A 25,561-nucleotide genomic window follows, 5' to 3' on the forward strand; every position below is an offset into this window, starting at 1 on the left:
GGGGTGTCCACCACCTCGCCGCGACCCGAGAGGACGACGATGTACTCGAAGAACGGTGAGTCCTACTTCATCGTGGACGCCCACGTGGCGCTGTGGGACGCGCGCCCGGAGAACCAGCGCAACATCCACGGCAAGCAGTTCATCGACTGCTTCTACGACTACCACCGCAACCTCAGCCCGGAGTCCGAGGTCTGGTCCTACGAGGACTACCTCTACCAGGGCGGCGACCGGCTGATGAAGGACCTGTTCGACGACGGCCACGTCGACCACGCGATCTTCCAGCCCGCCCACCTGGGCGAGTTCTACAACAACGGGTTCGGCCAGACCGAGGAGGCGTTCGCCCTCGCGCAGGCGCACCCGGACAAGCTGACCTACAACCACAACTGGGACCCGCGCAACGGCGAACAGGGCCTGCGGCAGCTCCGGGAGGACGCGAAGCGCTTCGGCCTGAAGGGCGCGAAGCTCTACACCGCGGAGTGGCACGGCGAGTCCCGCGGCTGGAAGCTCGACGACTACTGGTCGTACAAGTACCTGGAGACGGCCCAGGAACTGGGCGTCCGCAACATCCACATCCACAAGGGCCCGACGATCCGCCCGCTGGACCGCGACGCGTTCGACGTCGCCGACGTGGACAAGGTCGCCACCGACTTCACCGAGATGAACTTCGTCATCGAGCACTGCGGCCTGCCGCGGCTCGAGGACTTCTGCTGGATCGCCACCCAGGAGCCGAACGTGCACGCCGGCCTGGCCGTCGCGATCCCCTTCATGCACACCCGGCCGAAGTACTTCGCGCAGATCATCGGCGAGCTCCTGTACTGGCTCGACGAGAACCGCATCCAGTTCTCCAGCGACTACGCGATCTGGACCCCGCGCTGGCTGGTCGAGCGGTTCGTCGACTTCCAGATCCCCGAGGAGCTGAGCGAGTACGCGCCGCTGACCACCGACCAGAAGAAGAAGATCCTCGGGCTGAACGCGGCCGCGATGTACGACATCCCGGTCCCGGCCGAGCTGCAGCTCCCCATCTCCGAGCCGCAGGCCGTGGCGGTGGCCTGATGAGCGCCCCCGCCCTCACCCGGCCCGGTACGCGCCGTGACGAGGCGTGGCACGCGCTGGACGCCGTCGTCGACCCGGAGCTCGACGAGCCGATCACCGACCTGGAGTTCGTCCGGTCCCTGGAGGTCGACGGCGACCGGGTCGTGGTGCACCTGCGGCTCCCGACGGCGTTCTGCGCCCCGAACTTCGCCTACCTGATGTGCTCGGACGCGAAGGACGTGCTCACCGACCTGGACTGGACCGGCGAGGTCGTGGTGGAGCTCGACGACCACCACGACTCCGACCTGATCAACGCCGGCCTGGCCGCGGACGCCGGGTACCGCGGCACGTTCCGGCACGAGGCCGACTCCGACCTCGACGAGCTGCGGGCCACCTTCCAGCGGAAGGCACACGCCGCCGCGATGGAACGGTCGCTGACCGGGCTGTTGCGCGCCGACCCGGACCGGACGCCCGAGTCGCTCTTCGGTGTGACCCTCGGCGACCTGCCGGACGGCCCCGTCACCGAGGCACTGCTGCGGCGGCGGGCGACCGTCGGGCTCGGGACGGACCCGGCGCTGCCGGTGCTCGTCGGGCACGACGGCGTCCCGTACCCGGCCGAGCAGGTCCCGCTGAAGCTGCGGATGGCCCGCTCGCAGCGCATCTCGATCGAGGGCAACGCGCACTTCTGCCGGGGCCTGCTGCGCACCCGGTACCCGGAGTCCACCGCACCGAAGGAGTACGAGACGTGAAGGCTGTCCAGGTCGTCGGGTACCACCGACCGCTGGAGATGACGGAGGTCCCGGTACCGGAGGTCGCCGGGCCGCACGACGTGATCGTCAAGATCGGCGGCGCCGGGGTCTGCCGGACCGACCTGCACGTCCTCGAAGGGCAGTGGGCGGAGAAGTCGCAGGTCACGCTGCCGTACACGATCGGCCACGAGAACGCGGGCTGGGTGTCGGCGGTCGGCTCGGCCGTGACGAACGTGGCCGAGGGCGACACCGTGATCGTGCACCCGCTCGCCACCTGCGGGCTGTGCCGCGCCTGCCGGTCCGGCGACGACGTCCACTGCACGGCCTCGGACTTCCCGGGCATCGACACTCATGGCGGCTACGCCGAGTACCTCCGCACCTCGGCCCGCTCGGTGGTGAAGCTGGACCCGTCGCTGCAGCCGGCCGACGTCGCCGCCCTCGCCGACGCCGGGCTGACGGCGTACCACGCGGCGGCCAAGGCGTCCCGGCGGCTGGGGCCGCGCGACACCTGCGTGGTGATCGGCGCCGGTGGGCTCGGGCACATCGGGATCCAGGTGCTCAAGGCGCTGACGCCGGCCCGTCTCGTCGTGCTCGACCGGAACCCGGACGCGCTCAAGCTGGCCCAGTCGATCGGCGCCGACACCGGGATCGTCGCCGACGGGTCGCACGTCGAGGAGGTGCTGTCGCTGACCGGCGGCGACGGCGCCGAGTCCGTGATCGACTTCGTGGGTGAGGGAGGCTCGACCTCCGAGGGCCTGCGGATGACGAAGCGGGCCGGTGACTACCACGTCGTCGGCTACGGCGAGAACGTCGACGTGCCGACGATCGACCTGGTCTCGGCCGAGGTGAACGTGATCGGCAACCTGGTCGGGTCGTACAACGACCTGCAGGACCTCATGGCGCTCGCCGCCCGCGGGCTGGTCACGCTGCACACCACGCAGTACGCCCTCGACGACTTCCAGGCGGCGATCGACGACCTCGACGCCGGCCGGGTCCGGGGCCGGGCGATCCTCGTCCCCTGACCACCGGGCCGTGACCCACGGTCGTCCGGCGCGCCGTCGGAGGACCGTGGGTCGGGGTGCTGCCGGTATCAGTGTGCGGCGGCGTACGGCACCGGGGCGGGCAGCTTCGCGTCCTCCCGGACGCGGGTCGCGAACCGGTCGATCGAGGCCAGCGCGGCCGCCACGTCGTCGGCGAGCACCTCGAACGGCATCGAGTGGATCGTCTCGCCCTCGGCCGACGCGGCCCGCGCCACGGCCCGGACGGACTCGGCGTCGTCGGACCGGATGCCGACCTCGGCCAGCGTGGTCGGCAGGCCCACCGAGGTCGTGAACTCGATGAACTCGCGCAGGTCGGCCGGGTCCGCCCCCTCCAGGACGAGCTGTGCGACCGACCCGAGGTTGACCTTCTGGCCGTGCGCGAGGCCGTGCGTCGCGGGCACCGCGGTCAGGCCGTTGTGGATCGCGTGGGCGGCGGCGAGCCCGCCGGACTCGAACCCGAGCCCGGACAGCAGGGTGTTCGCCTCGATCACCTTCTCGACCGCGGGCGTCACCTGGTGGTCGCGGACGGCGTCGACCGCGGGCAGCGCGTTCTCCCAGAGCACGTCCCAGCTGAGCTTCGCCAGCGCCGTGCCGGTCACCGTCGGCAGGCCGCCCGCCATCGTGTTCGAGCCCGAGCGCGACGTCGCGCGGGCCTCGAGCCAGGTCGCCAGCGCGTCCCCGACGCCCGCGATCAGGAACTCGGCGGGCGCGTTCGCCACCACCTGCGAGTCGACCAGGACGAGATCGGGGTTGCGCGGGAAGAAGCGGTACTCGTCGAACTCGCCGTCCTCGGTGTAGATCACCGACAGGGCGCTGCACGGAGCGTCGGTCGAGGCCACGGTCGGCGCGTTCGCCCACCGGATGCCGGCCAGGTACCCGGCGGCCTTGACCGTGTCGATCGTGCTGCCACCGCCGACGGCGACGACGACGTCGGCGCCCGCGTCCTGGATCTCGCCGACCAGGCGGTCCACCGCGGCCGCGCTCGGCGCGCCGCTGAACGGGCGACGGTCGACCGGGAGCCCGGCCGCCTTGAGAGAGGTCTCGACGTCGTGACCGACGAACCCCCACACCATGTCGTCGGCCACCAGCAGCGGCTGCGACCCGAGCGGAGCGAGGTACTCGCCGAGGCGGTGGATGGCCCCGCTGCCCTGCACGTACCGGCCAGGGCTGATCATCGTGCGCATCGTCCGGTCCATGGTTCTCCTTCCACCGCGGGTGTCTCCCGTGGCGGCACCGCACGGTAGGCCTCGCGGTCCGGGTGGGCAGCCGCCGTTCATCTCAGCCTGAGACGCCCCGTTCGCCGAGGCGCCCCAGCACCGCGGCCGAGACGCGGGCGAGCGCGTCGACGTCGCCGGCGGGCAGGGCGTCGAACACCAGTTCCCGCACGGTCTCGACGTGCCCGGGGGCCGACCGCTCGATCGCGTCCCGCCCCTCGGCGGTGAGCACGACGACGTTGCCGCGGCCGTCGTCGTCGCACTCCTCGCGGGTGATGAGGCCGCGCTTCTGCATCCGGGACAGGTGGTGCGACAGCCTGCTCTTCTCCCACTCCAGCAGCGTCGCGAGCTCCAGGACCCGGCACCGCTCGTCCGGGCGGTCGGTCAGCGCGACGAGCACGTCGAAGTCGGAGAGGGAGAGCCCGGAGTCGGCCTGCAACCGCCGGTGGAGCTCGGCCTGCAGCCGGGACTGCATCCGGAGGTAGGCCCGCCAGGTCGTCTGCTCGTGCTCGTCCAGCCACCGTGTCACGGGGACCACGGTACCGGAATAGTTGACGCATCATCTATGTTGGCGCAGGATGTAGATGACGGATCAACCAACGGACCGTCGACGAGCAGAGGGAGCAGTCGTGCAGTTCGGAGTCTTCACGGTCAGCGACGTCACGCCGGACCCGACGACGGGCCGCACGCCGACCGAGGCGCAGCGGATCAAGGACGTCGTCACCATCGCGCGGCACGCGGAGGAGGTCGGGCTCGACGTCTTCGCGCTCGGCGAGCACCACAACCCGCCGTTCTTCTCGTCGTCGCCGACGACCACGCTCGCGCACATCGCCGCCCTGACCGAGCGGTTGCAGCTGTCCACGTCCACGACGCTGATCACCACCAACGACCCGGTGAAGATCGCCGAGGACTACGCGATGCTGCAGCACCTGGCCGACGGCCGGGTCGACCTCATGCTCGGCCGCGGCAACACCGGCCCGGTCTACCCCTGGTTCGGGCAGGACATCCGGCAGGGACTGAACCTGGCCGTCGAGAACTACGCGCTGCTGCGGAAGCTCTGGGACACCGAGGTCGTCGACTGGGAGGGCCGGTTCCGCACCCCGCTCCAGGGCTTCACCTCGACCCCGCGCCCGCTCGACGGCGTCGCGCCGTTCGTGTGGCACGGGTCGATCCGCAGCCCCGAGATCGCGGAGCAGGCCGCCTACTACGGCGACGGCTTCTTCCACAACCACATCTTCTGGCCGGCCGAGCACACCCGGCGGATGGTCGAGTTCTACCGCAAGCGCTGGGAGCACCACGGCCACGGACCGGCCGAGAAGGCGGTCGTCGGGCTCGGCGGCCAGGTGTTCATGCGGAAGAACTCGCAGGACGCGGTGGACGAGTTCCGGCCGTACTTCGACAACGCCCCGGTCTACGGGCACGGGCCCTCGCTGGAGGACTTCACCCGGCAGACGCCGCTGACCGTCGGCAGCCCGCAGCAGGTGATCGAGCGGACCCTCGGGTTCCGCGACTACGTCGGCGACTACCAGCGCCAGCTGTTCCTGGTCGACCACGCGGGCCTGCCGCTGAAGACCGTGCTGGAGCAGCTCGACATCCTCGGCGAGGAGGTCGTCCCGGTGCTCCGGAAGGAGTTCGACGCCCTGCGCCCGGCCGGTGTGCCGGACGCGCCGACCCACGCGTCCCTGGTCGCCGCCCGGGACGCCGGCACGGAGCAGGAGGCCGCCTGACGGCCCCCGCAGGACCGGCCGGGCGGACGGCCGACGCCGTCGCCACCCGCCCGGCGGTCGCGCGGACCGACGAGTTAGACGACGTTCCCGACTTCACCGCACTGCTGAAGGGATGACGACCATGAGCACCGACACCACCGCCCTCGACGCCGAGCGCGACCGGATCCGCGAGTCCCACCTGAAGCCGCAGGCCGAGCGACCGGCCTCGACCGCCCGCGGCCTGCACCACACCGCGCTCGTGTCGAGCGACGTCGAGCGGACCGTGCGCTTCTACCAGGACGTCCTCGGGTTCCCGCTCACCGAGCTGATCGAGAACCGGGACTACCCGGGCTCGTCGCACTTCTTCTTCGACATCGGCAACGGGAACCTGCTGGCGTTCTTCGACTTCCCGGGTCTCGACGTCGGGCCCTACGCCGAGGTGCTCGGCGGGCTGCACCACATCGCGATCAGCGTGGAGCCCTCCGTCTGGGACTCGATCGTCGCCCGGCTCAGCGAGGCCGGCGTCGAGCACGAGGTGCACTCCGGCGTCTCGGTGTACTTCCGGGACCCCGACGGCGCCCGGGTCGAGCTGATCGCCGACCCGCTGGGGGAGATGTACGGCCACCACGTGCTGTGACCGGCGGGGCTACCGCCGGACGCTGACGTGTACGTGGTCGTAGTGCCCGCCGGTGGCGTCCTCGGGGTCGTAGACCCCGCCGCCGTTGTACGGCCGGCCCCAGTTCTCCCGGCCCTCGCCGGAGTCGCCGGTCCCGCGGTACCAGATCCGGCCCTGCCAGATCACGTACCGGACCCGCAGCTCGGAGGCGTTGTCGCGGAGCCAGTTCGCGACGGCCCAGCCGTCGTCGAGGTCCTGGCCCGCCGGGAAGTCGCCGTAGGCGGCGGGGAAGAAGTCGCAGGCCCGCCCACCCGGGTGGTCGCTCGACGGGTTCCACGCGTGCTCGGACCAGCAGGTCACCGCCCGCACCGGTGCGTCCGGGCCGGGCTCGCCGAACCGCTGCACCGTCGCGTCGTGCAGGCGCAGCGCGGTCGGGGTGAGGCAGCCCGACGTCGTCGGGTCGTCCTCCGAGCACTGCTCGGGAGGCGGCGGGTCGAGCATCTCCCACACGTCGCCGGTGGTGATGCCGCGGCTCGCGGCGAACCACACGAGGCCGCTGCCGAGCAGGGCGAGCACGAGGAGCACGCCCAGCACGGGGGCGACGCGGGTCTTCACGGGGTGGATCGTCCGTTCCGTCGGAGTCGGTCCCAGCGTACGGCGATGAGTACCGTCCGCGCCGACGGTCACGACCGCGACACCGCCGCCGCACACCCCGGGAGCCACCATGACCATCGCCGTGACGACCGACCTGCTCGACCGGCCCGGCGCGCGCATCGCGTTCGACGTCCGCGGCTCCGGGCCGCTCCTCGCACTCGTCGGCTCGCCGATGGGCGCGGACGGGTTCGCCGCGCTCGCCGACCGGATGGCCGCCGACCACACCGTGCTGACCCTCGACCAGCGCGGCACCGGTCGCAGCACGGCCGAGGACCCGGGCGCCGACTCGCCGGTCCCGCTGCGTGCGGCGGACCTGGCCGCGCTGGTCGAGCACGTCGGGCGGGGCCCGGCGACGCTGCTCGGATCCAGCGGTGGTGCCGTCGTGTCGCTCGCGCTGGCCCAGGAACGGCCGGACCTGGTCACCGCCGTGGTCGCGCACGAGCCGCCGCTGGAGGAGCTGCTGCCCGACGTCGAGGCCCGCCGCGCCTCCACCGAGCGGACGGTCCGCGCCTACACCGAACAGGGCCCGGCCGCGGCCTGGGCCCTGTTCCTCGCCGCGGTGGGCCTCCCCGCCGGCCCGCCGGAGGACCGTCCCGGCGGCGGCACCGGACTGCCCACCGCCGATGCCGCCGCTCCCGACCCGGACCGGACGGCCGCCGACGAACGGCACTTCTTCCTGCACGAGATGCGCGAGACGGTGCGCTGGGCACCGGACCTCGACGTGCTGCGTGGGCGCCGGGTCGCGGTCGGCATCGGCCTGACCTCCGACGGGCAGCTCTGCGACCTCACCTCCCGCGCGCTGGCGGCCGGGCTGGGGTCGGACCCCGAGCGGTTCCCGGGTGGGCACGTCGGGTTCATGGAGGACCCGGGCGGGTTCGAGACGAGGCTGCGGGAGGTCCTGGCCGCGCTCTGACGGGCCGTCCGGCCGCGGGTGGTCCCGCCCGCGGCCGGGGTCACCCGCCGAGCGTCGACTCGGCCGTCTCCCGTCCGGTCCCCGACAGCCCCGCCAGACCGACGGCGCGGCCGGTGACGGCGAGCAGGAGGTCCGCCGCCGGCCCGTGCAGCTCCAGCGGACCGTCCCCGGCCGTCCAGTCCAGGTCGGTCGCGGCGAAGCGGACCGTCCGCAGCCGCCGTCGCACCCCGTAGAGCGGGCTGGACCAGGCGAACGTCAGCGCCGGGGCCAGCAGGCGCCGCGGCACCGGGTGGGTGCGGCCGAGCGGGCGCAGCGCGTCCTGGCCGTGCACGAGGAGATCGACGTAGGGGTCCCAGCGGTTGCTCAGCGGCAGCCGGTAGGTCGACGTCGCGCTCTCCCGCAACAGCTCCACCAGCTCGGCCGGGCCGTGGCGGGCGGCGCGGGCCCGGGTGCGGACGTCCTCGCCGCCGTCCGGTCCGCCGTGCCGCACCGCCGAGGCGATCCAGGCCCAGGTGTGCGGGAAGCCCGACTGCGAGACGTGGGCGACGACCTCGTGCACGGACCAGCCCGCGCACAGCGAGGGGGCGCCCCACTCGTCGCCGGTCAGGGTGGACAGGTCGTCGGCGAGGGCGATGCGTTCCTCGGCGATCGCGGAACGCAGCTCGTCCTGCGGGACGGTGCGGGGGTCGGTGCTCATACCGCTGTCGACCGGTGCCCCGGCCCGGACTCATCGGCCGGACCCGCCGGTCCGGCCTGGGACCTCGGCGGATCAGCCGCCGAAGGGCGACCCGCCGAACAGGGGCGACGAGCCCAGCGCCTCGCGCAGCTCCAGCCAGCTCAGCACCCCGTAGACCACCCCGGCCAGGAAGACCAGGCAGGACAGCGACACCAGCACGTAGGTGACGACCCGGAGGACGGTGAGGGCGGCCGGGTCCTTGGCGACCGTCGCCGCCGGTGCGGCCCCGCGTCCCCGGTCCTCGGTCGCCGGCCGGACCTGGCCCGGCGCCTGCGCGGGTCCGGACCGGCCGCCCGCGGCCTCGGCGGTCTCCGCGGCCCCGGTGGGGCCGAAGCGCACCGCGGCCGCCTCGGCGACGGTCGACGGCCGCCGACCGCCCTCGGCCGGGGCGCGCTGCGCGGGGACGGCGGCCGCGACCGTCCGGCCCTCGTCGTCGCGGTCGGCGACGGCCGTGGTCCCCGGGGTGCCGTAGGGGTCCGTCGCCCCGCCGGCCTGGTACCCGGGGTGGGTGCCGTCGTGTCCGGAGTAGGCGGGCTCCGCCGCCCCGGACGGCGCGTGGGTGGGGGCGGGGGCCCCGGTGGGCGCGTCGAGCGGGCCGGCGGCGGAGGCCGTGTAGGGCGGGCCGCCGTCGATGGCGGTGCCGCCGCGCGAGGCGGAGTCGCCGTACTCGCCGTAGCCGGGACGCCCCCCGTACCCGTACCCCTGCCCGTCGTCCGTCGCGGACCCGTCGTACCCGGAACCGGCGGTGTACCCGGTGGGCATCCCGTACCCGGCGGTCTCGTCGTAGGCCGGTGCCCGGGCCGGGTCCGGGGTGCCCTGCACCGGGGCGCCGTAGCCGTCGTAGCGCGCCGGTGCGGCGTACCCGCCCTCGTCCCGGGCCGGGGCCGTGCCGTACCCCGCCGGGTCGTCGATCACCGGCTGCGGGCCGGTGCCGCCGTAGAGGTCCTGGACCTCACCGGCCGGTGGCGTGCGGTCCACCGGCCGCGACGCCCGCAGGTCCGGGTAGCCGCCACCGTCCTCGTACCCGCCCTGGTAGGAGTTCTCCGGGAAGTCCCCGTCACGGCCGTGCCGCGCGCGGGGGGACGGCCGGGGGCCGCCGGAGTCGCCCCCACCGCGCGGGGCGGGGCTGGGCCGGGACTGCTGCGGGCCGGTCATGGCGGACCTCCGGGCTTCGGTACGGCGGTTCAGCGAGCGGTGGCTCCCGCATGCTGCCGTCACCCTTACCGCCGTAGACACCCGATGCGTTAGCCCCAGCGGCCCACAGTCACCTGGTCCGGTGAGCGGAAATCACCGGGTGTACACGCCGGTCGGCTCTGCGTGGTATCCCTTCGCCCCGACGGCGTCGGCGAGCGGGCTGCGTGGCGCGTGACCGTCACGGACCCGGACGGCGACGGCCGCGGCGTCCCAGACGGGGGACCAGCCGAGCTCGGCGACCGCCCGTGCCGGCGAGTAGACGCGGTCGACGGCCGGGACCGCCCAGCCGCGCTCGCGCAGCAGCGCGTCCACCTCCGGCGCACGGCGGGCCAGCACCCCGGCGGGATCGGCCCCCAGGCCGGCGAGGTCGTCCCGGGTGAAGGGCGACGGCGCGCTGACCACGTAGCGGGCGAACCCGAGCCCGGGCGCCCGCCGGGCGGCGACCAGGTGCGCGGACACGACGTCGGCGACGTCGACCCGGCGGTGACAGAACTCGACCAGCTTGAGCGCGGTGTCGTCGAAGCCGGCCCGGACGTCGTCGCGGTCGTCGGCCTCCGGGAAGAACCGCGACGTCCGCAGCACCACGACCGGCAGCCCCGGGTCCAGCGCGGCCAGCTCGCACAGCTCCTCGGCGGCGGTCTTCGTCGCGCCGTAGACGTTGCGCACCCGCGGGACGACGGCCTCGTCGATCCAGGTCGCCGGCCCGCCGGGGGACGGTGCCAGGGCCCGCCCGAACGCGCTGGTGGAGGACGTGAACACCATCCCGCGCACTCCGGCGGCGGCCGACTCCTCGAGCACCGCGAGGGTGCCGGACACGTTGGTGTCCACGAAGTCCTGCCTGCTGTGCGAACCGACGTGCGGCTTGTGCAGCGTCGCGGTGTGCAGGACGTGCGTGACGCCGGTCAGCGCCCCGCGGACCGCGTCGCGGTCGGTCAGTGACGCGACGACGTCGGTCCACGGCGAGGGCCGCAGGTCCAGCCCGGTGACGGCGATCCCGTCGCCGCGCAGGACGCGGACCAGCGCCTCGCCGAGGTGCCCGGAACTGCCGGTGACGAGGAAGTGCTCCACACCGGACATCCTCCGCGATCAGGCAAGCAGGTTCCGCAGCTCGCCGACCGCCACCCGCAGCTCGCGGGCGAACGCCTGCATCCCGTCGGCCTGGTCGGCCGGGGTGGACAGGTGCACGTGGAACCGGTCCGGGAGCAGCACGTACGCCACGCCGATGCACCGCGAGCTCGTGGAGCCGAAACCGAAGAACCGCACGTTCTCCGACGGCGCCGAGCTGGTCGACAGCCAGTCGTCGCGCATGATCGTCCAGCCGGGGGACGCGAAGACCTCCATCGGGTCGGTCGCCGCGAGCTCCGCGCCGCGGCGTCGCTGGATCCACTCCAGCTCCCACAGGTGCTGCTCGGGTGCGTCGCCCTGCTGGCACTGCTTCGCGCGCGCGCCGTGCGCCTCCGCGGCGAGGCGGAACGCGGCCCGCCGGTCGTCGCCGGCGGCCTGCGGGTCCTGCATCGCGTCGACGAAGGCGACCATCTCGGGGGTGATCACCCGCATCGCCTCGGTGCGCCCGCGGCGGAACTGCCGGGTGGCGATCGACTCGTAGGTGGCGCCGGTGACGCCCTTCGCCCGGCGGTGGGCGACCTGGTAGGCGGCCTGCACGAAGGCGTCCGGTGAGGACTTCAGCGCCTTCGCGTCCTGCGCGCCGAAGTCGTCGAAGGCGACCAGCGTGGTCGCGGTGGCGCCGAGGAAGGCGGCGAAGTCGTCGTGCGCGCGGCGGACGGTGGCGCGCAGGTCGTCGTCGAGGACGAACGTCAGCTCGGAGTGGGCGGGCGGGCCCTGCTCCCGCGCACCGGCACGGGCGGCGTGGGTCTCGACCGGGTCGGCGAACATCGCGTCCACCAGGGTCAGGACCGTCGTGCCGTCCAGCTCGCAGTGCTCGATGTTCACCCCGGCGGTGCCGTCGGCGAGCACGACGACCGACAGCGCCTTGTCGAACCACCGGTTGCCGGAGTCCCCGGCCAGCAGGGTCCTGGCGGCCGCGGTGTCGTCCGCCGGGACGTCGTCGTCGAGGCAGATCGCGAACAGCGCCCGCTCCACGAGATCGACGGCCTCGGCGTTGGCCGGGTCGAGCCCGGCCAGCCGGTCCCGGACGCCCGCCCACTCGGCGCGGGCCAGCGTGGTCAGCGAGCCGACCGCCTCGTCGAGCCCGGCGCGGCCGGGGTACGCGTCCCGGATCGCGCGCAGCCCGTCCGCGATCTCGGGGACGGTGTGCAGGTCGCCGCCGGGGCCGAACACGTCGAGCCGGTGGATCCGCCCCCGGCTGAACACGACGACGTGCCGCTCGGCCGACGGGCCCGGCCACGCGTCGGTGTGGGGGCTGCGGACGGTGTCCTGCGGGTCCCCGGGGATCCGGGTCGTGGAGAAGACGTGCCGACTCTGGTCCATCGACTGTGGCACGCCGCGCGCGGTCAGCGGCGGGAACGTCCCGGCGTCCAGGTCGGCCTTGTGCCCGATCGCGGCCGTCGCGAGCTCGGCGGCCCGCTCGCACGGGTCGGCCGAGCCCGGTCCGAACTGGAAGAAGAAGTTCGCGTTGAGCGCGATCCGGTCCCGGCGGCCCAGGTAACGCGACGGCCAGAACTCGTCGAGCCAACTGTGCGCGGACGCGTCGAACCGCTCCAGGTCGGCCTGCAGCACCTCGGCGGTACCGCCCGGGACGAGCAGCTCCCGCGCGGCGGCCTCGGTGCGGGCGTACTCGTCCGGGGTGAGCAGCGGCGCGCACCACTCCAGGAACCGGTCCACCGAGGCGGCGAGCGTGGGCAGCGGCACCTTCGGCAGGTCGTCGTCGGCGGCGAAGGTCGTGGGCTGGGTCACGGCCATCAGTCCATCAGCCCGTCGACGCGCACGCTCCGCTGCCCCCCGTGTTCGGGCAGTGTCCGGCCGAACAGCTGCCGGGTCCGCACCGCGCTGCCGACCACCCCCGGCCGCGCGCTGTAGGAGAAGATCGCCGTGTGGCGTGCGGTGCCGCCCCGCACCTCGGTGACCCGGTGCAGCGAGTAGCGGCCCCGGAACAGCTGCAGGTCCCCGGCGCGCAGCTCCAGCCGGCGGACGCGGTCACCGCCGTCACCCGCGAGCACCGCGGCCACGTCGGCGGTGTTCTCCGCGCCGTCGGACCGGATGTCCGGGCAGTACTCGAACACCCCGCCGGCCTCCGGCGCCCGGGTGAGCAGGCTGATCGCGATCTCGTTGGTGTCGAAGTGCCAGGGGTGCGACCGGCCCTCGCCGACGACGTTGAGGCAGAGCCCGGCCAGCGGGTCGGCCAGCTCGTGCAGCTCCGGGACGCCCACGCAGGCGGCCAGGAAGGCCCGGAACGCCGGCACCGGGTAGAGCCGGTGGATCACCTGGTCGTCCGGGATCCGGTCCCGTGCGACGAAGGCGTTCCCGCGCTCCAGCGGGACCCGGGCCGGGTGCTCGGCGGGCAGGTCCGGATCGGGCTCGGTGTTGTAGACGTTCACGACCTGGGACTCGTGGTGCGCCCGCGGGGCGATCTCCTCGCCCTCGCGGCGCAGCCGGTCCCGCCAGGCCGCCCGGACGAACCCGGGCAGGACCGCGCAGCCGTCCGCGGCGAGGTGGTCCCGCGCGGTCCGCACGGCGGCGTCCCAGCCGTCGGATCCGGGTTCGTGCAGCGGGTACCGGTCGAGATCGACCGGTTCGAGGGCCTGCGGGACGGCGAGTACCGACGGCTGCACGGATCAGCTCCTTCGCGCCGGGCGGCACCGGCGCCGCCCTCGATGACCGTGTCGATTCCTGCCGATCCAAACCGGGACCGGGGCCGGTGTCCACGGATGGTGACCGAACGGTCAGTCCCGGTCACCCGTTCCCGCCGCGGAACTCCGGGCCGTGTCGGTCGTTGACCATGACGGGTGTCCGGACGGGCGCCCGATCGCGAGCGAGGAGGCGGCGATGGGTGCACTCAGCCCCACCCACTGGTTGATCGTGCTGGCTGTGCTGGTGCTGCTGTTCGGCGCCAAGAAGCTCCCGGAGATGGCCCGGTCGGTGGGCCGGTCGTCCCGGATCCTGAAGAGCGAGATGCGCGAGCTGCGGGCCGACGAGCCGGCCGACGGCAGCGGCCGGGCGGCCGCCGACCTCGAGAGCGGGAGCGCGACGCCGACCGGCGAGACCCGCGGCTGAGCCCCCGATGACGGTGCTCGTCACCGGCGCCAGCCGTGGCGTCGGTGCCGCCACCGCCCGTCTGCTGGCCGGGCGCGGCCACGACGTGCTGGTCGGGCACCGGTCGTCCCCGGAGGACGCGGCGGCGGTGGTCGCCGACTGCCGCGCCGCGGGCGTGGAGGCGCGAGCCGTCGCCGCGGACGTCACCTGCACCGAGGGCGTCGAGCGGCTGTTCGACGAGGCAGCCGGCATGCCCACCCGGCTGACCGGGGTCGTCGTGAACGCCGGTGGTGCGCCGTCCCGGCAGCGCCTGGAGGACATGAGCGACGCGCGCATCGACGGCGTCCTCGCGCTCAACCTGCGTGCCCCGCTGCTCTGCTCGCGGGAGGCGGTGCACCGCATGTCCACCCGCTACGGCGGGCAGGGCGGTGTGCTGGTGCACGTGACGTCCCGGGCGGCGGTGCTCGGCTCCCCGGACGAGTGGAACGACTACGCCGCGGCGAAGGCCGGCGTCGAGTCGCTGGTGGTGGGCCTGGCGAAGGAGGTCGCGGCGGACGGCGTCCGGGTCGCCGCGGTGCGGCCGGGCCTGCTCGACACCGACTTCCACGCCCGGGCCGGCGAGCCCGGCCGGGTGGACCGGATGGCGCCGCAGATCCCGATGGGGCGGGCCGGGCGGCCGGAGGAGGTCGCGACGGCGATCGCGTGGCTGCTCTCGGACGAGGCCGGCTACGTCACCGGTGCGGTGCTCGACGTCAGCGGCGGACGCTGAGGGGAGCACGCCCGGGCGGGGGACCCGGGCGTGAGGTCAGGGAGCGGACCGTCAGGAGGTCCGGACTGTGCGCCCGGTCCAGGTGCGCCGCCGCTGCGGCCGCCGGCCGGCGTCGGTCGCCTCGGCGCAGAGCAGGCAACCCGACCCGGGCGGTGAGGCCAGCGAGGCCGGGAGCACGACGTGCCCGCAGACGGCCGTGCACTGCCCCGAGTCCGCGGTCAGGGAGTCGGCCAGCACCGCGTGCGGGACCACGTGACTGTGCCCGTCGCGGGCGCACGTGACGGTGACGCCCGGCTCGGCGGCCGGCGTCGACGACGGCACCGGTCGTGTACTGACGGGTGGTACCGGCACGGTGGCTCCTCCGGGCGTCGTTCGGCGGAGATCCCATCGTCGCCCCGCAGCCGTGCAGATGCAAGTGCATCCGCACGAACGGCCGAATGCGACGGGACTTCGTCGCGGAGCGTGGCGAGCGCCACGGGAGTGCCCGGATCGGCCGGTGACGGCCTTGTCCCGGACGCGGGCCGGGAGCCCCGGATCCGGCCCCCTCGCTGGGCGGACACCCGTTCCGGCGGCCGTACGGGACAGTGTGACGCCGGTCATGCGGCGGTGCGCCGGAGGTCGCCCGCGTACCCGTCAGAACCTGCATCCGGCCCGCCGGACCGTTAATCTCGTTCGACATGATCGCTCCCGAGCAGGCCGAGCCTCGGGCGTCCGCGTCGTCGTCCGGGAACGAGACGACCGCCGACGCCGAGGGTGACCATTCGTACGAGATCGTGGCACCGGTCGCGGCCGACGGGGTCGACATGGCGCGGCTCGCCGTCGAGTCGCAGACGCTGGACGCCAACTCCCGCTACGCCTACGTGCTCTGGTGCCACGACTTCGCGCGTACCTCGGTGATCGCCCGCCGGGACGACGGCCGCGCCGTCGGCTACGTCACCGGCTACCTGCGCCCGCAGGCCCCCACCACCCTGTTCATCTGGCAGGTGTGCGTGGACCCGGTCGCGCGCGGGGCCGGTCTCGCGGGCCGCATGCTCGACGCGGTCTGGGACCAGGCGTTCGACGCCGCGGGGGTGGACCGGATGGACACGACCATCACCCCGGACAACGAGTCGTCCATCCGGCTGTTCAGCTCCTTCGCCAGACGACACGGAACGTCGATCGAGCGGGAGGACCTCTTCGGTCCGGACCTGCTCGGCGACGAGCACGAGCCGGAGCACCTCTACCGCATCGGCCCGATCGCAGCAGACAAAGGTGGCAAGTAAATGACCGTTTTCGAGGATCTCGAGTCCCAGGTCCGGAGCTACTGCCGTAACTGGCCGGTCGTCTTCGACACGGCCAAGGGCAGCCGGCTCACCGACGTCGACGGGAACTCCTACCTCGACTTCTTCGGCGGCGCCGGTGCGCTCAACTACGGGCACAACCCCGAGGCGCTGAAGAAGCCGCTGCTCGACTACCTCGCGAGCGACGGCATCACCCACGGTCTGGACATGTACACCCGGGCCAAGGGCGAGTTCCTGAACACCTTCCAGGACGTCGTCCTCGCCCCGCGCGGGCTGGAGTACAAGGTCCAGTTCCCCGGGCCGACGGGCGCCAACGCCGTGGAGTCCGCGCTGAAGCTGGCGCGCAAGATCTCCGGCAGGGAGGCGCTCATCAACTTCACCAACGCGTTCCACGGCATGACGCTGGGCGCGCTGTCGGTGACGGGCAACTCGATGAAGCGCGGTGGCGCCGGCATCCCGCTGGTCCACTCGACGCCGATGCCGTTCGACAACTACTTCGACGGCAAGATGCCCGACTTCCTGTGGTTCGAGAAGGTCCTCGACGACACCGGGTCCAGCCTCAACGAGCCGGCCGCCGTGATCGTCGAGACCGTGCAGGGCGAGGGCGGGCTCAACCCGGCCCGCATCGAGTGGCTGCAGGGTCTGCGCGACCTGTGCACCCGCAAGGGCATCCTGATGATCGTCGACGACGTGCAGATGGGCTGTGGCCGGACCGGCCCGTTCTTCTCCTTCGAGATCGCGGGCATCCAGCCCGACATCGTCACCATCTCGAAGTCCATCTCCGGCTACGGCCTGCCGATGGCGCTCGTGCTGATCAAGCCCGAGTACGACCAGTGGGGCCCCGGCGAGCACAACGGCACCTTCCGCGGCAACAACCCCGCCTTCGTGACGGCCACCCACACCCTGCGGAACTGGTGGACCGACGACACGCTCGAGAAGGACACGATCCGCAAGGGCCAGAAGATCGAAGAGGGCTTCAACAAGATCATCGGCGACAACCGGGGCACCGAGATGTTCGCCAAGGGCCGCGGCCTGGCGCGCGGCATCCAGTTCGAGGAGGAGGGCCTGGCGGAGAAGATCGCCGGGAAGGCCTTCGAGCACCGGCTGCTGCTGGAGACCGCGGGCCCGAACGACGAGGTCCTCAAGCTGCTGCCGCCCCTGACCACCACCGACGACGAGATCGACGAGGGTCTTGGGATCATCGGCGAGTCCGTCCGAACCGTCATCGGGAGCTGATAGTCACATGATCGTCCGTACGTTGAACGAGATCACCGACACCGAGCGCGACGTCAAGTCCGAGAACGGGCAGTGGCGCAGCAAGCGCATCGTGCTGGCCAACGACAAGGTGGGGTTCTCGGTCCACGAGACCACCCTCGAGGCCGGGACGATCAACGACTTCTGGTACGCCAACCACATCGAGGCCGTCTTCATCACCCAGGGTGAGGGCGAGCTCTACGACAAGGACAACGACGTCACGTACCAGCTGGCGCCGGGCTCGATCTACGTGCTGAGCGGGAACGAGAAGCACCAGCTCCGCCCGAAGACCCAGATCAAGTGCGTCTGCGTCTTCAACCCGCCGGTCACCGGCCGGGAGGTCCACGACGAGAACGGCGTGTACCCGCTGGTCGTCGAGGACTGAGGCACCGCCGGGCGACCGGCGCAGGCCGATCCACCACGAGGGACGTTTCCGCTGTACGACAGCGGGAACGTCCCTCGTGGTCTAGATACAGGCCGCACCCGTGGAAAGGACGAGCAACACCGCAAGGAGGAACGCCCGTGACTGCTGTTGCCGGGAGTACCCACCTCGACCAGTTCACCGGGACCGGGGACCGCTACCCCACCCGGGTGTCGAACACCCCCGCGTTCATCGACCGTGCCGAGCCGACCGTGTGGGGCGACCACGCGGGTGCCGGGATGTTCGGGGCACAGGAGCTCGGCGCGCACGAGCGCGACGGCTTCACGCAGGTCCCGGGCCTGCTCACTGCCGACGAGATCGCCGAGTACCAGGCGGAGCTCGACCGGCTCGCGAACGACCCCTCGGTGCGCGCCGACGAGCGGTGCGTGATCGAGAAGTCGTCCGACGAGGTCCGTTCGATCTTCGAGGTGCACCGCATCTCCGAGGCGATCGGCCGGCTGGTCCGTGACGAGCGCGTGCTGTCCCGCGCGCGCCAGATCCTCGGATCCGACGTGTACGTGCACCAGAGCCGGATCAACTACAAGCCCGGCCTCGGCGGCGGAGGCTTCTACTGGCACTCCGACTTCGAGACCTGGCACGCCGAGGACGGCATGCCCGGCCCGCGCGCGGTCAGCTGCTCGATCTCGCTGACCGACAACCACGCGTTCAACGGCTGCCTGATGATCATGCCGGGATCGCACCGGACGTTCGTGTCCTGCGTCGGTGAGACGCCGGAGGACAACCACCTCTTGTCGCTCAAGGAGCAGGAGATCGGTACGCCGGACGCCGGCTCGATCTCGAAGCTGTCCGACCGGCACGGCATCGCGATGATGACCGGTGACGCCGGAGGGGCGACCTTCTTCGACTCCAACTGCATGCACGGCTCCGGGGACAACATCACCCCGTACCCGCGCTCGAACATCTTCCTGGTGTTCAACAGCGTCGAGAACACCTGCGTGGAGCCCTTCTCCGCTCCGAACCCGCGGCCCGGGCACATCGGCGCGCGCGACTTCACCCCGGTGCGCTGACCCGGGTCACGCACCCGCGCTTACCACCACAAGCTTCTCGTTGACGGCGGCGCCCGTCCCGCGATCCGGGGCGGGCGCCGGCGCCGTTCCGGGCCGGCCTCAGACGCCGTGCGGGCTGCCGGTCCCGGGCAGCGGCCCGAGGGTCGGCCGCTTCGGCAGGTAGCCGTCGCCGATCCGCTCGCCGCGCAGGCGCCTGCGGACCCACGGCATCACGTGGTGGGTGAGCCAGTGCAGGTCCTCGGCCTGCCGGGCCCGCCACGGCACCGGTGCGCCCTCGGGCTCGGGCCACGGGGCACGCCAGTCGGCCCCGACCGGTTCGCCCAGCGCCTCCAGCATCCGCCAGGCCACCCGCTCGTGCGCGTGCGGCACCAGGTGCAGCCGGTCCGGGCCCCACGCCCGCGGGTCGGCCAGCACGTCCATCGCCCAGAGGTCGACGACCCGGCAGCCGTGCCGCTCGGCCGAGGCCCGCATCAGCTCGTTGTAGCAGGCGATCCGGCCGCGCAGCCTGCGGATGAAGGGGTGCATCCGGCGCAGGTCGAACCCGGTGAAGATCAGCACCTCGGCGCCGGTCGCGACCAGCCGGGCCAGCGCGGCGTCGAACCGGGCGGCGAGGTCGTCGGTGTCGCAGCTCCAGCCGATGATGTCGTTGCCGCCGGCGCAGAAGGTGATCAGATCGGGGCGCAGCTGCTCGGCGACGGGGATCTGCTCGGCGACGATCTCGTCGAGGACCTTCCCGCGGACGGCGAGATTGGCGTACCCGAAGCCCGGGTACCGGGCCGCGAGCGTCTCGGCGACCCGGTCGGCCCAGCCGCGTGGCGAGCCGTCCTCGGTGAGGTCGTCGAGCCCCTCGGTGAAGCTGTCGCCGATCGCGACGTAGCTCCGGTGCCGCATGTGCACCGCCCCCCTTCGGCCTGGTCCGTGCGTGCTCCCTGCCCGTTGTTCAGCGGACGGACGTCCCGCGTTACTCCGATGATCACCCTTTCCGGTGGTGCGCGCCAACCCGTTCCGTCGACCGCCGGGGCTTGGTAGGGCACCCTTACCGTTGTGACGCACGATCCCGCCCCTCGCTCCGCCTCCCGTCAGGACCCGGGGCTGGCCGAGCTGCTCGGCGGCCGGGCCGGCGCCGTCGACGCCTCGGTGCCGGTGGTCGCCTTCGTCCTGGCGTGGCTGGTGGCGGGCTGGTCCGGTTCGGCGTTCCCGATCAACTGGGGTGCCGGGGCCGCGGTCGTGGCGGGTGCCGGGACGGCGCTGTGGCGGCTGCGGCAGGGCCGCAAGCCGCGTGCGGTGCTGTTCGGGCTGGCCGGCGTCGTCCTCGCGGCCGGGATCGCGCTGGCGACCGGTCGGGCGTCGGACTTCTTCCTGGTCCAGATCGTGTCGAACGCGGGCAGCGCGCTGGCCTGGGCGATCTCGACCGTCGTGCGCTGGCCGTTGCTCGGGGTGATCGTCGGCGGGCTGCTGGGGCAGCGGACCCGCTGGCGGCGTGACCCGGACCTGCTCCGTGGCTACCAGCGGGCGTCGTGGGCGTGGGTGTTCCAGTACGTCGTGCGGCTGGCCGTGTTCCTGCCGCTGTGGGCGGCCGACCAGGTCCTGCTGCTGGGGCTCGCCCGGACGATCGTGAGCCCCGTCCTCGTCGGACTGAGCGTGCTCGTGTCGTGGCCGTTGCTGCGTACGGCGCTGCCACGCGATCACCCGGGCATCCGTCACCCCCGGGTGACGGATGCTGACCCGGGGTCACGCTAGAATCGTGATCTTACCGTGACTTTCACGCCGTCGTGTGAAGGTCCGCACATCTGGTGATCGTCCGGTGCGTTCCGTCGTGCCCGGACGTTCTCACCCGTGGAGCTCGCCCCGCCGACGATCGTGCAAGGAGCCATGCCTCACCAGCGCCCCCCGGAGCCCGGCTCCGGTGACGCCCCCCGTGGCGCCGCCGGCCCGTCCCGCCCCGCACCCCAGTACCCGTCCGGACGCCCCGTCGCGGCACCCGACTCGCCCCGCGTCCCGCACCAGCAGCGGCGCACGGCGCCGTCCCGCCCGCCGCACGGCGGGCCGCCCGGTGCACCCCCGGCCGGCGGCCCGCGGCCGACCCGCGTGGTCCCCGGGCCCGGTGCCCCGGCCGGCACGCCGCCCGGCGGGCACCCGCGTACCCGCGCGCTGCCCCCCGACGGTCCCGGTGACCTGCGGGCCGCGAGCGGGCCGGGCGGCCCGAACGGTCCGGTCGGCGGCGGTCCGGGCGGTGGCGGCCCGGGTGGCGGCTCCGGCGGTTCCGGCGACCGCGGTGGCTCCCCCGACCAGACGGCGACGCTGAAGGCGGACCTGAGCCCGACGAAGATCGCCGCCGGCGCGGGGGCCGCGATCGTCACGGCGATCCTCGGGTCGTTCCTCGGTGCGATCGGGACGGTCCTGGGTGCGGCGCTCGGCTCGATCATCTCGACGCTCGCGACGACCCTGTTCACCCGCTCGCTCGAGGTGAGCCGGGACAAGGCCATCGAGATCAAGGACAAGGCGGCCGCCAAGAAGGGCAAGGGCGTCGCCGAGGGCACGGTCGTGGCGGCGGGTCAGTCGTCCGGGCGCGGGGTCGCCGGCCCCACCGGCGAGGAGACCGTGCTGCTCGACCCGTCGCAGGCGCCGGCCCAGCCGTCGCGCTCCGCGGGGCACGGGCGCTGGCGCCGGGTCCGTCTCACCCGGCGGACGGTGATCGTCTCCGCGGTGCTCGGCGTCCTGACCTTCGCGGTGTCGATGTTCCTGATCACCGGGATCGAGGTCGTGAAGGGATCGTCGCTGGCGGGCAACAGCTCCAGCACCTCGGTCGGGAGCGTGGTGACCGGCCCCGCCCCGGCACCGGAGACCGACGACGGCAGTGGCTCCACCGACTCGTCGGACTCGGCGACGAGCACGTCGGAGTCCGCGACGAGCACCTCGGAGTCGTCGAGCAGCACCAGCAGCACCGAGTCGTCGCAGGACGAGCAGGGCGGTACGGAGCAGCAGGACGGCTCGGGCAGCAGCGGGAACCCGCTGCAGGACGGGCTCAGCCGGGTGCTGCCGACCCAGCAGCCCGACTCCGGGTCGGGCGGGTCCGACCGGTCCGGACAGTCCGGTCAGGGCAGCGGGGGCGCGGCTCCGTCCAACTGAGCCGCTCCGGCACCGCAGCGCACGGCCCCGGTGGGCGATCGGCCCATCGGGGCCGCCGTACGTCCGGGGCTCAGCGGGGCAGCCGGGCCCGCAGCCGGGCCGCTGCGGCGCGCGGGTCGTCGGCCTGCGTGATCGCCCGGACGACGACGATCCGGTCCGCCCCGGCGTCGAGCACCGCGTCGAGCCGCTCCTCGTCGATCCCGCCGATCGCGAACCAGGGCCGTGCCGGGGCACGGCCCGCGACCTCGCGGACCAGGTCGAGGCCGGGTGCCGGCCGTCCGGGCTTCGTGGGGGTCGGCCAGCACGGGCCCGCGCAGAAGTAGTCCACGCCGTCCTCACCGGCCGCGGCGAGCGTCTCGTCCGCGCTGTGCGAGGAGCGGCCGACGAGCACGTCGTCGCCGACGACGCGGCGGGCCCAGTGCACGGGCAGGTCGTCCTGCCCCAGGTGCAGCACGTCGGCGCCGGCGGCCAGCGCGACGTCGGCCCGGTCGTTCACGGCGAGCAGCGCGCCGTGCCGGCGGCAGGCGTCGGCGAGCACCTCCAGGGCGGCGAGCTCCGCCCGGGCCTCCAGCGGGCCGTCGTCGCCGCCCTTGTCCCGGAGCTGGACGACGTCGACCCCGCCGGCGAGGGCGGCGTCGGCGAACTCGGCCAGGTCGCCGCGCTCGGTGCGGGCGTCGGTGCACAGGTACAGCCGCGCGTCCTGCAGGCGGGCGAGCCGCCGGGCGCGGGGATCGGTGTCGGACACGGACCGCACGCTACGGCGTAGCCTGGGGACTCGTACGACCGAGAACCACGGGAGCCCGGCGATCGGGCTGAGAGGGGACCAGGCGCGGTCCCGACCGTCGAACCTGATCCGGGTCATGCCGGCGCAGGGAGCGAGGTGGCAGATCCATGACCGTCCGACTGGCCGTCGCGGGTGCCGGGGCGATCGGGCTCGCGGTGGCCCGCGAGGCCGCGCGCGCCGGTCACCGCGTCACCGTGTTCGACCCGGCCCCGGCCTCCGGGGCGTCCTGGGTGGCCGGGGGGATGCTGGCCCCCGTCACCGAGGCGTGGCCCGGCGAGGAGGACCTGCTGGAGCTGGGGCTGGACTCGGTCGCCCGCTGGCCCGGCTTCGCCGCCGAGCTGTCCGCCGACGCGGGCGCCGACGCCGGGCTGCACCCGGAGGGCACCGTCGTGGTGGCGACCGGCTCCGGTGACCGCGACGAGCTGCACGCCCTCGCCGGTCACCTCGACTCGCTCGGCAGGCCGGTGCAGCGGCTGACCGGGCGCGAGCTGCGCCGGCTCGAACCGGCGATCGGCCCGGACGTCCGGGGCGGCCTCTCGGTGCCGGGGGACCCCTCGGTGGACAACCGGCTGCTGCTGGCGGCGCTGCGCGCTGCGTGCGAGCGCGGCGGGGTGCGGATCGACGAGCGCGCGGTGGAGTCCGTGCGCGACGACGGCACCGCCGTGACCGGGGTCCGGCTCACCGACGGGACCGAGGTCGGGGCGGACGTCGTCGTGGTCGCGGCGGGCGCGCACTCGTCGTCGCTGCACCCGTCGCTGGCGGGCCTGGTCCGCCCGGTCAAGGGCGAGATCCTGCGGCTCACCCGCCGGTCCGGGGCGCTGCCGCCGCCGTCCCGGACGGTGCGGGCACTCGTCGACGGACGTCCGGTGTACGCCGTGCCGCGCGTGGTACCCGGTCACGGGGACCTGGTGATCGGCGCGACGACGTCGGAGAACGGGTTCGACACGGCGGTCACCGTCGGCGGGGTCCGAGACCTGCTCCGCGACGCGGAGCGGATCCTGCCCGGGATTGCCGAGTACGAGCTGACCGAGACGGCGGCCGGGCTGCGCCCGGGGAGCCGGGACAACCTGCCGCTGATCGGCCGCACCGGGCCGGACGGCCTGGTCGCGGCCACCGGCCACGGCCGGAACGGCATGCTGCTCGTCCCGGTCACGGTGGCCGCGGTGGCCGCGGTGCTGCGGGGCGACGACGTGCCCGCCGCCGCCCGCGCGGCGGACCCGCGCCGGTTCGCACCGGCCGCGGCGGAGAGGAGCTGACGATGCGCATCGTGCTGAACGGCGAGGAGCGCGAGATCGACGACGGCGCGGACCTCGTCCGCCTGCTCGCCGACGCCGGCATGCCCGAGCGGGGCATCGCCGTCGCCGTCGACGGGGAGGTGGTGCCGCGCGCCGCGCGGGCCGGGTTCGTCCCGGCCGAGGGCGCGCGGATCGAGGTGCTGACCGCCGTGCAGGGAGGATGACGATGGACAAGCTCGCGTTCGGGGACCACCTGTTCGACTCCCGGTTGATCACCGGCACCGGCGGTGCCGCCAACCTGGAGATCCTGGAGCGGGCGCTGGTCGCGTCCGGCACCGAGCTGACGACGGTGGCGCTGCGCCGCGTCGACGTCGAGGGCGGGACCGGGCTGCTGGACCTGCTGCGCAGGCTCGGGATCCGGTTGCTGCCCAACACCGCGGGGTGCCGGACCGCGGCCGAGGCGGTCCTGACGGCGCGGATGGCCCGCGAGGCGCTGGAGACCGACCTGGTGAAGCTGGAGGTCGTCGCCGACGAGCGGACCCTGCTCCCGGACCCGGTCGAGCTCCTCGACGCCGCCGAGCAGCTCGTCGACGACGGCTTCACGGTGCTGCCCTACACCAACGACGACCCGGTGCTCGCCCGCAAGCTGGAGCAGGCCGGCTGCGCGGCCGTCATGCCGCTGGGCTCGCCGATCGGCACCGGACTGGGCATCCGGAACCCGCACAACATCGAGATGATCGTCGCGGAGGCCGGTGTGCCGGTGGTGCTCGACGCGGGCATCGGCACGGCGTCCGAGGCCGCGCAGGCGATGGAGCTGGGGTGCGACGCCGTCCTGCTCGCCACCGCCGTCACCCGCGCCGCGGATCCGGAGCGGATGGCGCGGGCCATGCGGCGGGGCGTCGAGGCCGGGTGGGACGCCCGGCACGCCGGGCGGATCCCGCGCCGGTACTGGGCGCAGGCAAGCAGCCCGTGAGTGGAAAAGTCGGCCCGGGCCGCACTAACCACTCACGAGCCGGAGGCCCAACGCCTCCAGCTCCAGCCCGGCCAGCCGCCGCACGACGTCCGGGTCCCCGGCCCGCCAGGCGGCCGCCGGGTCCGGGGCGATCCGGGTCAGCCGGGCCACCGGCACGCGGGTGAGGGCGCGGACCGCGAGCAGGTCCGGCGCCGTGTCCCGGGCGGCGACCGCGGCCCCGGCCCGGCGGGCGTAGCGCAGCCGCAGCGGCAGCCAGCCGAGCAGCACCGGGAGCAGCAGCACCAGCGGGACCACGACCAGCGACCCGGCGGCGAGCGTCCCGACGGTCTCCCCGTACTGCCGTCCGGCCGAGGCCAGGTCCGCGCCCGCGCCCGAGGCCGGCTCGAACGCACGGGCGAGATCGGGACCGACGAACGGGACCGCCGACACCGCGCCGGAGACCCCGGCGAACGCGTCGGAGACCCGGCCGCCCGCCGCGACCAGCGACTCGCCGGGCCCCTCCAGGGCCCGGAGCCCGTCGTGCACCGCGACACCCGCCACCAGCGCGAGCACCACCCACAGCACTGCGACGACGTCGGCGACGACCTGTCGCGCCAGCCGGTCGGGACGTTCCGCGTACCACCGCATCGGACCTGTGTACCGGGCCCGGAATCCGATCGCCGTG

At 73.8% G+C, this 25,561-nt stretch carries 29 protein-coding genes and 1 riboswitch; of the genes, 17 read left to right on the forward strand and 12 right to left on the reverse strand.

Annotation, left to right across the window (positions count from 1 at the left end; translation table 11 throughout):
* Window positions 1-39 precede the first annotated feature (39 nt).
* From PP1_RS18765 to PP1_RS18775, 3 genes are read left to right on the forward strand one after another with little or no spacing between them, the layout of a single operon-like run.
* Complete coding sequence (locus PP1_RS18765; protein WP_010234350.1) at window positions 40-1,053, forward strand: amidohydrolase family protein; 1,014 nt, start codon at window positions 40-42, stop codon at window positions 1,051-1,053.
* Window positions 1,053-1,781 (forward strand): iron-sulfur cluster assembly protein, encoded by a 729-nt coding sequence (locus tag PP1_RS18770; protein ID WP_010234354.1) that lies wholly within the window; start codon window positions 1,053-1,055, stop codon window positions 1,779-1,781. Before PP1_RS18765 ends, PP1_RS18770 begins: the two co-directional genes overlap by 1 nt.
* A complete protein-coding gene (locus PP1_RS18775) occupies window positions 1,778-2,803 on the forward strand; it encodes an NAD(P)-dependent alcohol dehydrogenase (protein WP_010234357.1) in 1,026 nt (341 codons plus the stop codon). Before PP1_RS18770 ends, PP1_RS18775 begins: the two co-directional genes overlap by 4 nt.
* Before the next feature lie 68 nt (window positions 2,804-2,871).
* On the opposite strand, the gene PP1_RS18780 is transcribed toward PP1_RS18775, so the two are convergent.
* Window positions 2,872-4,017, reverse strand: coding sequence for a glycerol dehydrogenase (locus tag PP1_RS18780; RefSeq protein WP_010234358.1), 1,146 nt, complete (start codon window positions 4,015-4,017; stop codon window positions 2,872-2,874).
* Between the two features lie 82 nt (window positions 4,018-4,099).
* Window positions 4,100-4,564, reverse strand: a complete 465-nt coding sequence (locus tag PP1_RS18785; protein ID WP_029239718.1) for a MarR family winged helix-turn-helix transcriptional regulator — start codon at window positions 4,562-4,564, stop codon at window positions 4,100-4,102.
* Window positions 4,565-4,664: 100 nt separating this feature from the next.
* On the opposite strand from PP1_RS18785, the gene PP1_RS18790 reads away from it, so the two are divergent.
* Window positions 4,665-5,762 (forward strand): LLM class flavin-dependent oxidoreductase, encoded by a 1,098-nt coding sequence (locus PP1_RS18790; protein WP_010234363.1) that lies wholly within the window; start codon window positions 4,665-4,667, stop codon window positions 5,760-5,762.
* 112 nt (window positions 5,763-5,874) lie between these two features.
* Entirely contained in the window at window positions 5,875-6,378 is a 504-nt protein-coding gene (locus tag PP1_RS18795) for a VOC family protein (RefSeq protein ID WP_050802442.1), read from the forward strand.
* Between the two features lie 9 nt (window positions 6,379-6,387).
* Here PP1_RS18795 and PP1_RS18800 read toward each other — a convergent pair whose 3' ends face one another.
* A complete protein-coding gene (locus PP1_RS18800) occupies window positions 6,388-6,972 on the reverse strand; it encodes a hypothetical protein (RefSeq protein ID WP_060722391.1) in 585 nt (194 codons plus the stop codon).
* Window positions 6,973-7,081: 109 nt separating this feature from the next.
* Here PP1_RS18800 and PP1_RS18805 point away from each other — a divergent pair, with 109 nt between their 5' ends.
* Window positions 7,082-7,924, forward strand: a complete 843-nt coding sequence (locus PP1_RS18805; RefSeq protein ID WP_033200007.1) for an alpha/beta fold hydrolase — start codon at window positions 7,082-7,084, stop codon at window positions 7,922-7,924.
* A 40-nt stretch (window positions 7,925-7,964) separates the two neighbouring features.
* Here PP1_RS18805 and PP1_RS18810 read toward each other — a convergent pair whose 3' ends face one another.
* From PP1_RS18810 to PP1_RS18830, 5 genes are all read right to left on the reverse strand, one after another.
* Window positions 7,965-8,621: a maleylpyruvate isomerase family mycothiol-dependent enzyme gene (locus PP1_RS18810; RefSeq protein WP_010234374.1), complete on the reverse strand. Its 657-nt coding sequence runs from the start codon at window positions 8,619-8,621 to the stop codon at window positions 7,965-7,967.
* 72 nt (window positions 8,622-8,693) lie between these two features.
* Window positions 8,694-9,815: a hypothetical protein gene (locus tag PP1_RS18815; protein ID WP_075314794.1), complete on the reverse strand. Its 1,122-nt coding sequence runs from the start codon at window positions 9,813-9,815 to the stop codon at window positions 8,694-8,696.
* 132 nt (window positions 9,816-9,947) lie between these two features.
* Entirely contained in the window at window positions 9,948-10,922 is a 975-nt protein-coding gene (locus PP1_RS18820; RefSeq protein ID WP_010241151.1) for an NAD-dependent epimerase/dehydratase family protein, read from the reverse strand.
* A gap of 18 nt (window positions 10,923-10,940) precedes the next feature.
* The gene (locus PP1_RS18825) at window positions 10,941-12,734 is read right to left on the reverse strand and encodes a choline/carnitine O-acyltransferase (RefSeq protein ID WP_010241149.1); all 1,794 of its coding nucleotides are present in this window, start codon (window positions 12,732-12,734) and stop codon (window positions 10,941-10,943) included.
* The gene (locus PP1_RS18830) at window positions 12,734-13,603 is read right to left on the reverse strand and encodes a HalD/BesD family halogenase (protein ID WP_010241147.1); all 870 of its coding nucleotides are present in this window, start codon (window positions 13,601-13,603) and stop codon (window positions 12,734-12,736) included. The genes PP1_RS18825 and PP1_RS18830 overlap by 1 nt, the downstream gene beginning before the upstream one ends.
* Window positions 13,604-13,817: 214 nt before the next feature.
* Between PP1_RS18830 and tatA the strand changes: the two genes are divergently transcribed.
* The gene (gene tatA, locus PP1_RS18835; protein WP_010241145.1) at window positions 13,818-14,045 is read left to right on the forward strand and encodes a Sec-independent protein translocase subunit TatA; all 228 of its coding nucleotides are present in this window, start codon (window positions 13,818-13,820) and stop codon (window positions 14,043-14,045) included.
* A gap of 7 nt (window positions 14,046-14,052) precedes the next feature.
* Window positions 14,053-14,793, forward strand: a complete 741-nt coding sequence (locus PP1_RS18840) for an SDR family oxidoreductase (RefSeq protein WP_010241143.1) — start codon at window positions 14,053-14,055, stop codon at window positions 14,791-14,793.
* A 51-nt stretch (window positions 14,794-14,844) separates the two neighbouring features.
* On the opposite strand, the gene PP1_RS18845 is transcribed toward PP1_RS18840, so the two are convergent.
* Window positions 14,845-15,144: a hypothetical protein gene (locus PP1_RS18845; RefSeq protein ID WP_139323983.1), complete on the reverse strand. Its 300-nt coding sequence runs from the start codon at window positions 15,142-15,144 to the stop codon at window positions 14,845-14,847.
* Window positions 15,145-15,470: 326 nt separating this feature from the next.
* Between PP1_RS18845 and ectA the strand changes: the two genes are divergently transcribed.
* The 4 genes from ectA (at window position 15,471) to thpD (ending at window position 18,776) form a co-directional block, all read left to right on the forward strand.
* A complete protein-coding gene (gene ectA / locus PP1_RS18850) occupies window positions 15,471-16,055 on the forward strand; it encodes a diaminobutyrate acetyltransferase (protein ID WP_010241130.1) in 585 nt (194 codons plus the stop codon).
* On the forward strand, window positions 16,056-17,309 hold the full coding sequence (gene ectB / locus PP1_RS18855) for a diaminobutyrate--2-oxoglutarate transaminase (protein WP_010241128.1): 1,254 nt from the start codon (window positions 16,056-16,058) through the stop codon (window positions 17,307-17,309). It begins immediately after the preceding gene.
* A gap of 7 nt (window positions 17,310-17,316) precedes the next feature.
* Window positions 17,317-17,712, forward strand: a complete 396-nt coding sequence (locus PP1_RS18860) for an ectoine synthase (protein ID WP_010241127.1) — start codon at window positions 17,317-17,319, stop codon at window positions 17,710-17,712.
* 137 nt (window positions 17,713-17,849) lie between these two features.
* Entirely contained in the window at window positions 17,850-18,776 is a 927-nt protein-coding gene (gene thpD, locus PP1_RS18865) for an ectoine hydroxylase (RefSeq protein WP_010241126.1), read from the forward strand.
* A 99-nt stretch (window positions 18,777-18,875) separates the two neighbouring features.
* On the opposite strand, the gene PP1_RS18870 is transcribed toward thpD, so the two are convergent.
* Window positions 18,876-19,667: an SGNH/GDSL hydrolase family protein gene (locus PP1_RS18870; protein WP_029239950.1), complete on the reverse strand. Its 792-nt coding sequence runs from the start codon at window positions 19,665-19,667 to the stop codon at window positions 18,876-18,878.
* Window positions 19,668-19,820: 153 nt separating this feature from the next.
* Here PP1_RS18870 and PP1_RS18875 point away from each other — a divergent pair, with 153 nt between their 5' ends.
* Both PP1_RS18875 and PP1_RS18880 read left to right on the forward strand, forming a co-directional pair.
* The gene (locus PP1_RS18875) at window positions 19,821-20,516 is read left to right on the forward strand and encodes a DUF3159 domain-containing protein (RefSeq protein WP_010241123.1); all 696 of its coding nucleotides are present in this window, start codon (window positions 19,821-19,823) and stop codon (window positions 20,514-20,516) included.
* Between the two features lie 132 nt (window positions 20,517-20,648).
* Window positions 20,649-21,905, forward strand: a complete 1,257-nt coding sequence (locus PP1_RS18880; RefSeq protein ID WP_075314792.1) for a hypothetical protein — start codon at window positions 20,649-20,651, stop codon at window positions 21,903-21,905.
* A 70-nt stretch (window positions 21,906-21,975) separates the two neighbouring features.
* Here PP1_RS18880 and thiE read toward each other — a convergent pair whose 3' ends face one another.
* Window positions 21,976-22,659 carry a thiamine phosphate synthase gene (thiE, locus tag PP1_RS18885; RefSeq protein WP_010226765.1) on the reverse strand — a complete coding sequence of 228 codons (684 nt, stop codon included), beginning with the start codon at window positions 22,657-22,659 and terminating at the stop codon, window positions 21,976-21,978.
* Between the two features lie 31 nt (window positions 22,660-22,690).
* Window positions 22,691-22,798, forward strand: a riboswitch (TPP riboswitch).
* On the opposite strand from thiE, the gene thiO reads away from it, so the two are divergent.
* The 3 genes from thiO to PP1_RS18900 all read left to right on the forward strand — a co-directional run bounded on the left by thiO (window position 22,797) and on the right by PP1_RS18900 (window position 24,897).
* Entirely contained in the window at window positions 22,797-23,945 is a 1,149-nt protein-coding gene (thiO, locus tag PP1_RS18890) for a glycine oxidase ThiO (RefSeq protein WP_075314790.1), read from the forward strand. Its footprint overlaps the riboswitch before it by 2 nt.
* A gap of 2 nt (window positions 23,946-23,947) precedes the next feature.
* On the forward strand, window positions 23,948-24,148 hold the full coding sequence (thiS, locus tag PP1_RS18895; protein WP_010226766.1) for a sulfur carrier protein ThiS: 201 nt from the start codon (window positions 23,948-23,950) through the stop codon (window positions 24,146-24,148).
* A 2-nt stretch (window positions 24,149-24,150) separates the two neighbouring features.
* Window positions 24,151-24,897, forward strand: a complete 747-nt coding sequence (locus PP1_RS18900; protein ID WP_010226767.1) for a thiazole synthase — start codon at window positions 24,151-24,153, stop codon at window positions 24,895-24,897.
* Between the two features lie 24 nt (window positions 24,898-24,921).
* Here PP1_RS18900 and PP1_RS18905 read toward each other — a convergent pair whose 3' ends face one another.
* Window positions 24,922-25,524: a hypothetical protein gene (locus PP1_RS18905; protein WP_060574664.1), complete on the reverse strand. Its 603-nt coding sequence runs from the start codon at window positions 25,522-25,524 to the stop codon at window positions 24,922-24,924.
* Window positions 25,525-25,561 lie beyond the last annotated feature (37 nt).

This window comes from Pseudonocardia sp. P1, from assembly GCF_000178675.2.
GTDB lineage: Bacteria > Actinomycetota > Actinomycetes > Mycobacteriales > Pseudonocardiaceae > Pseudonocardia.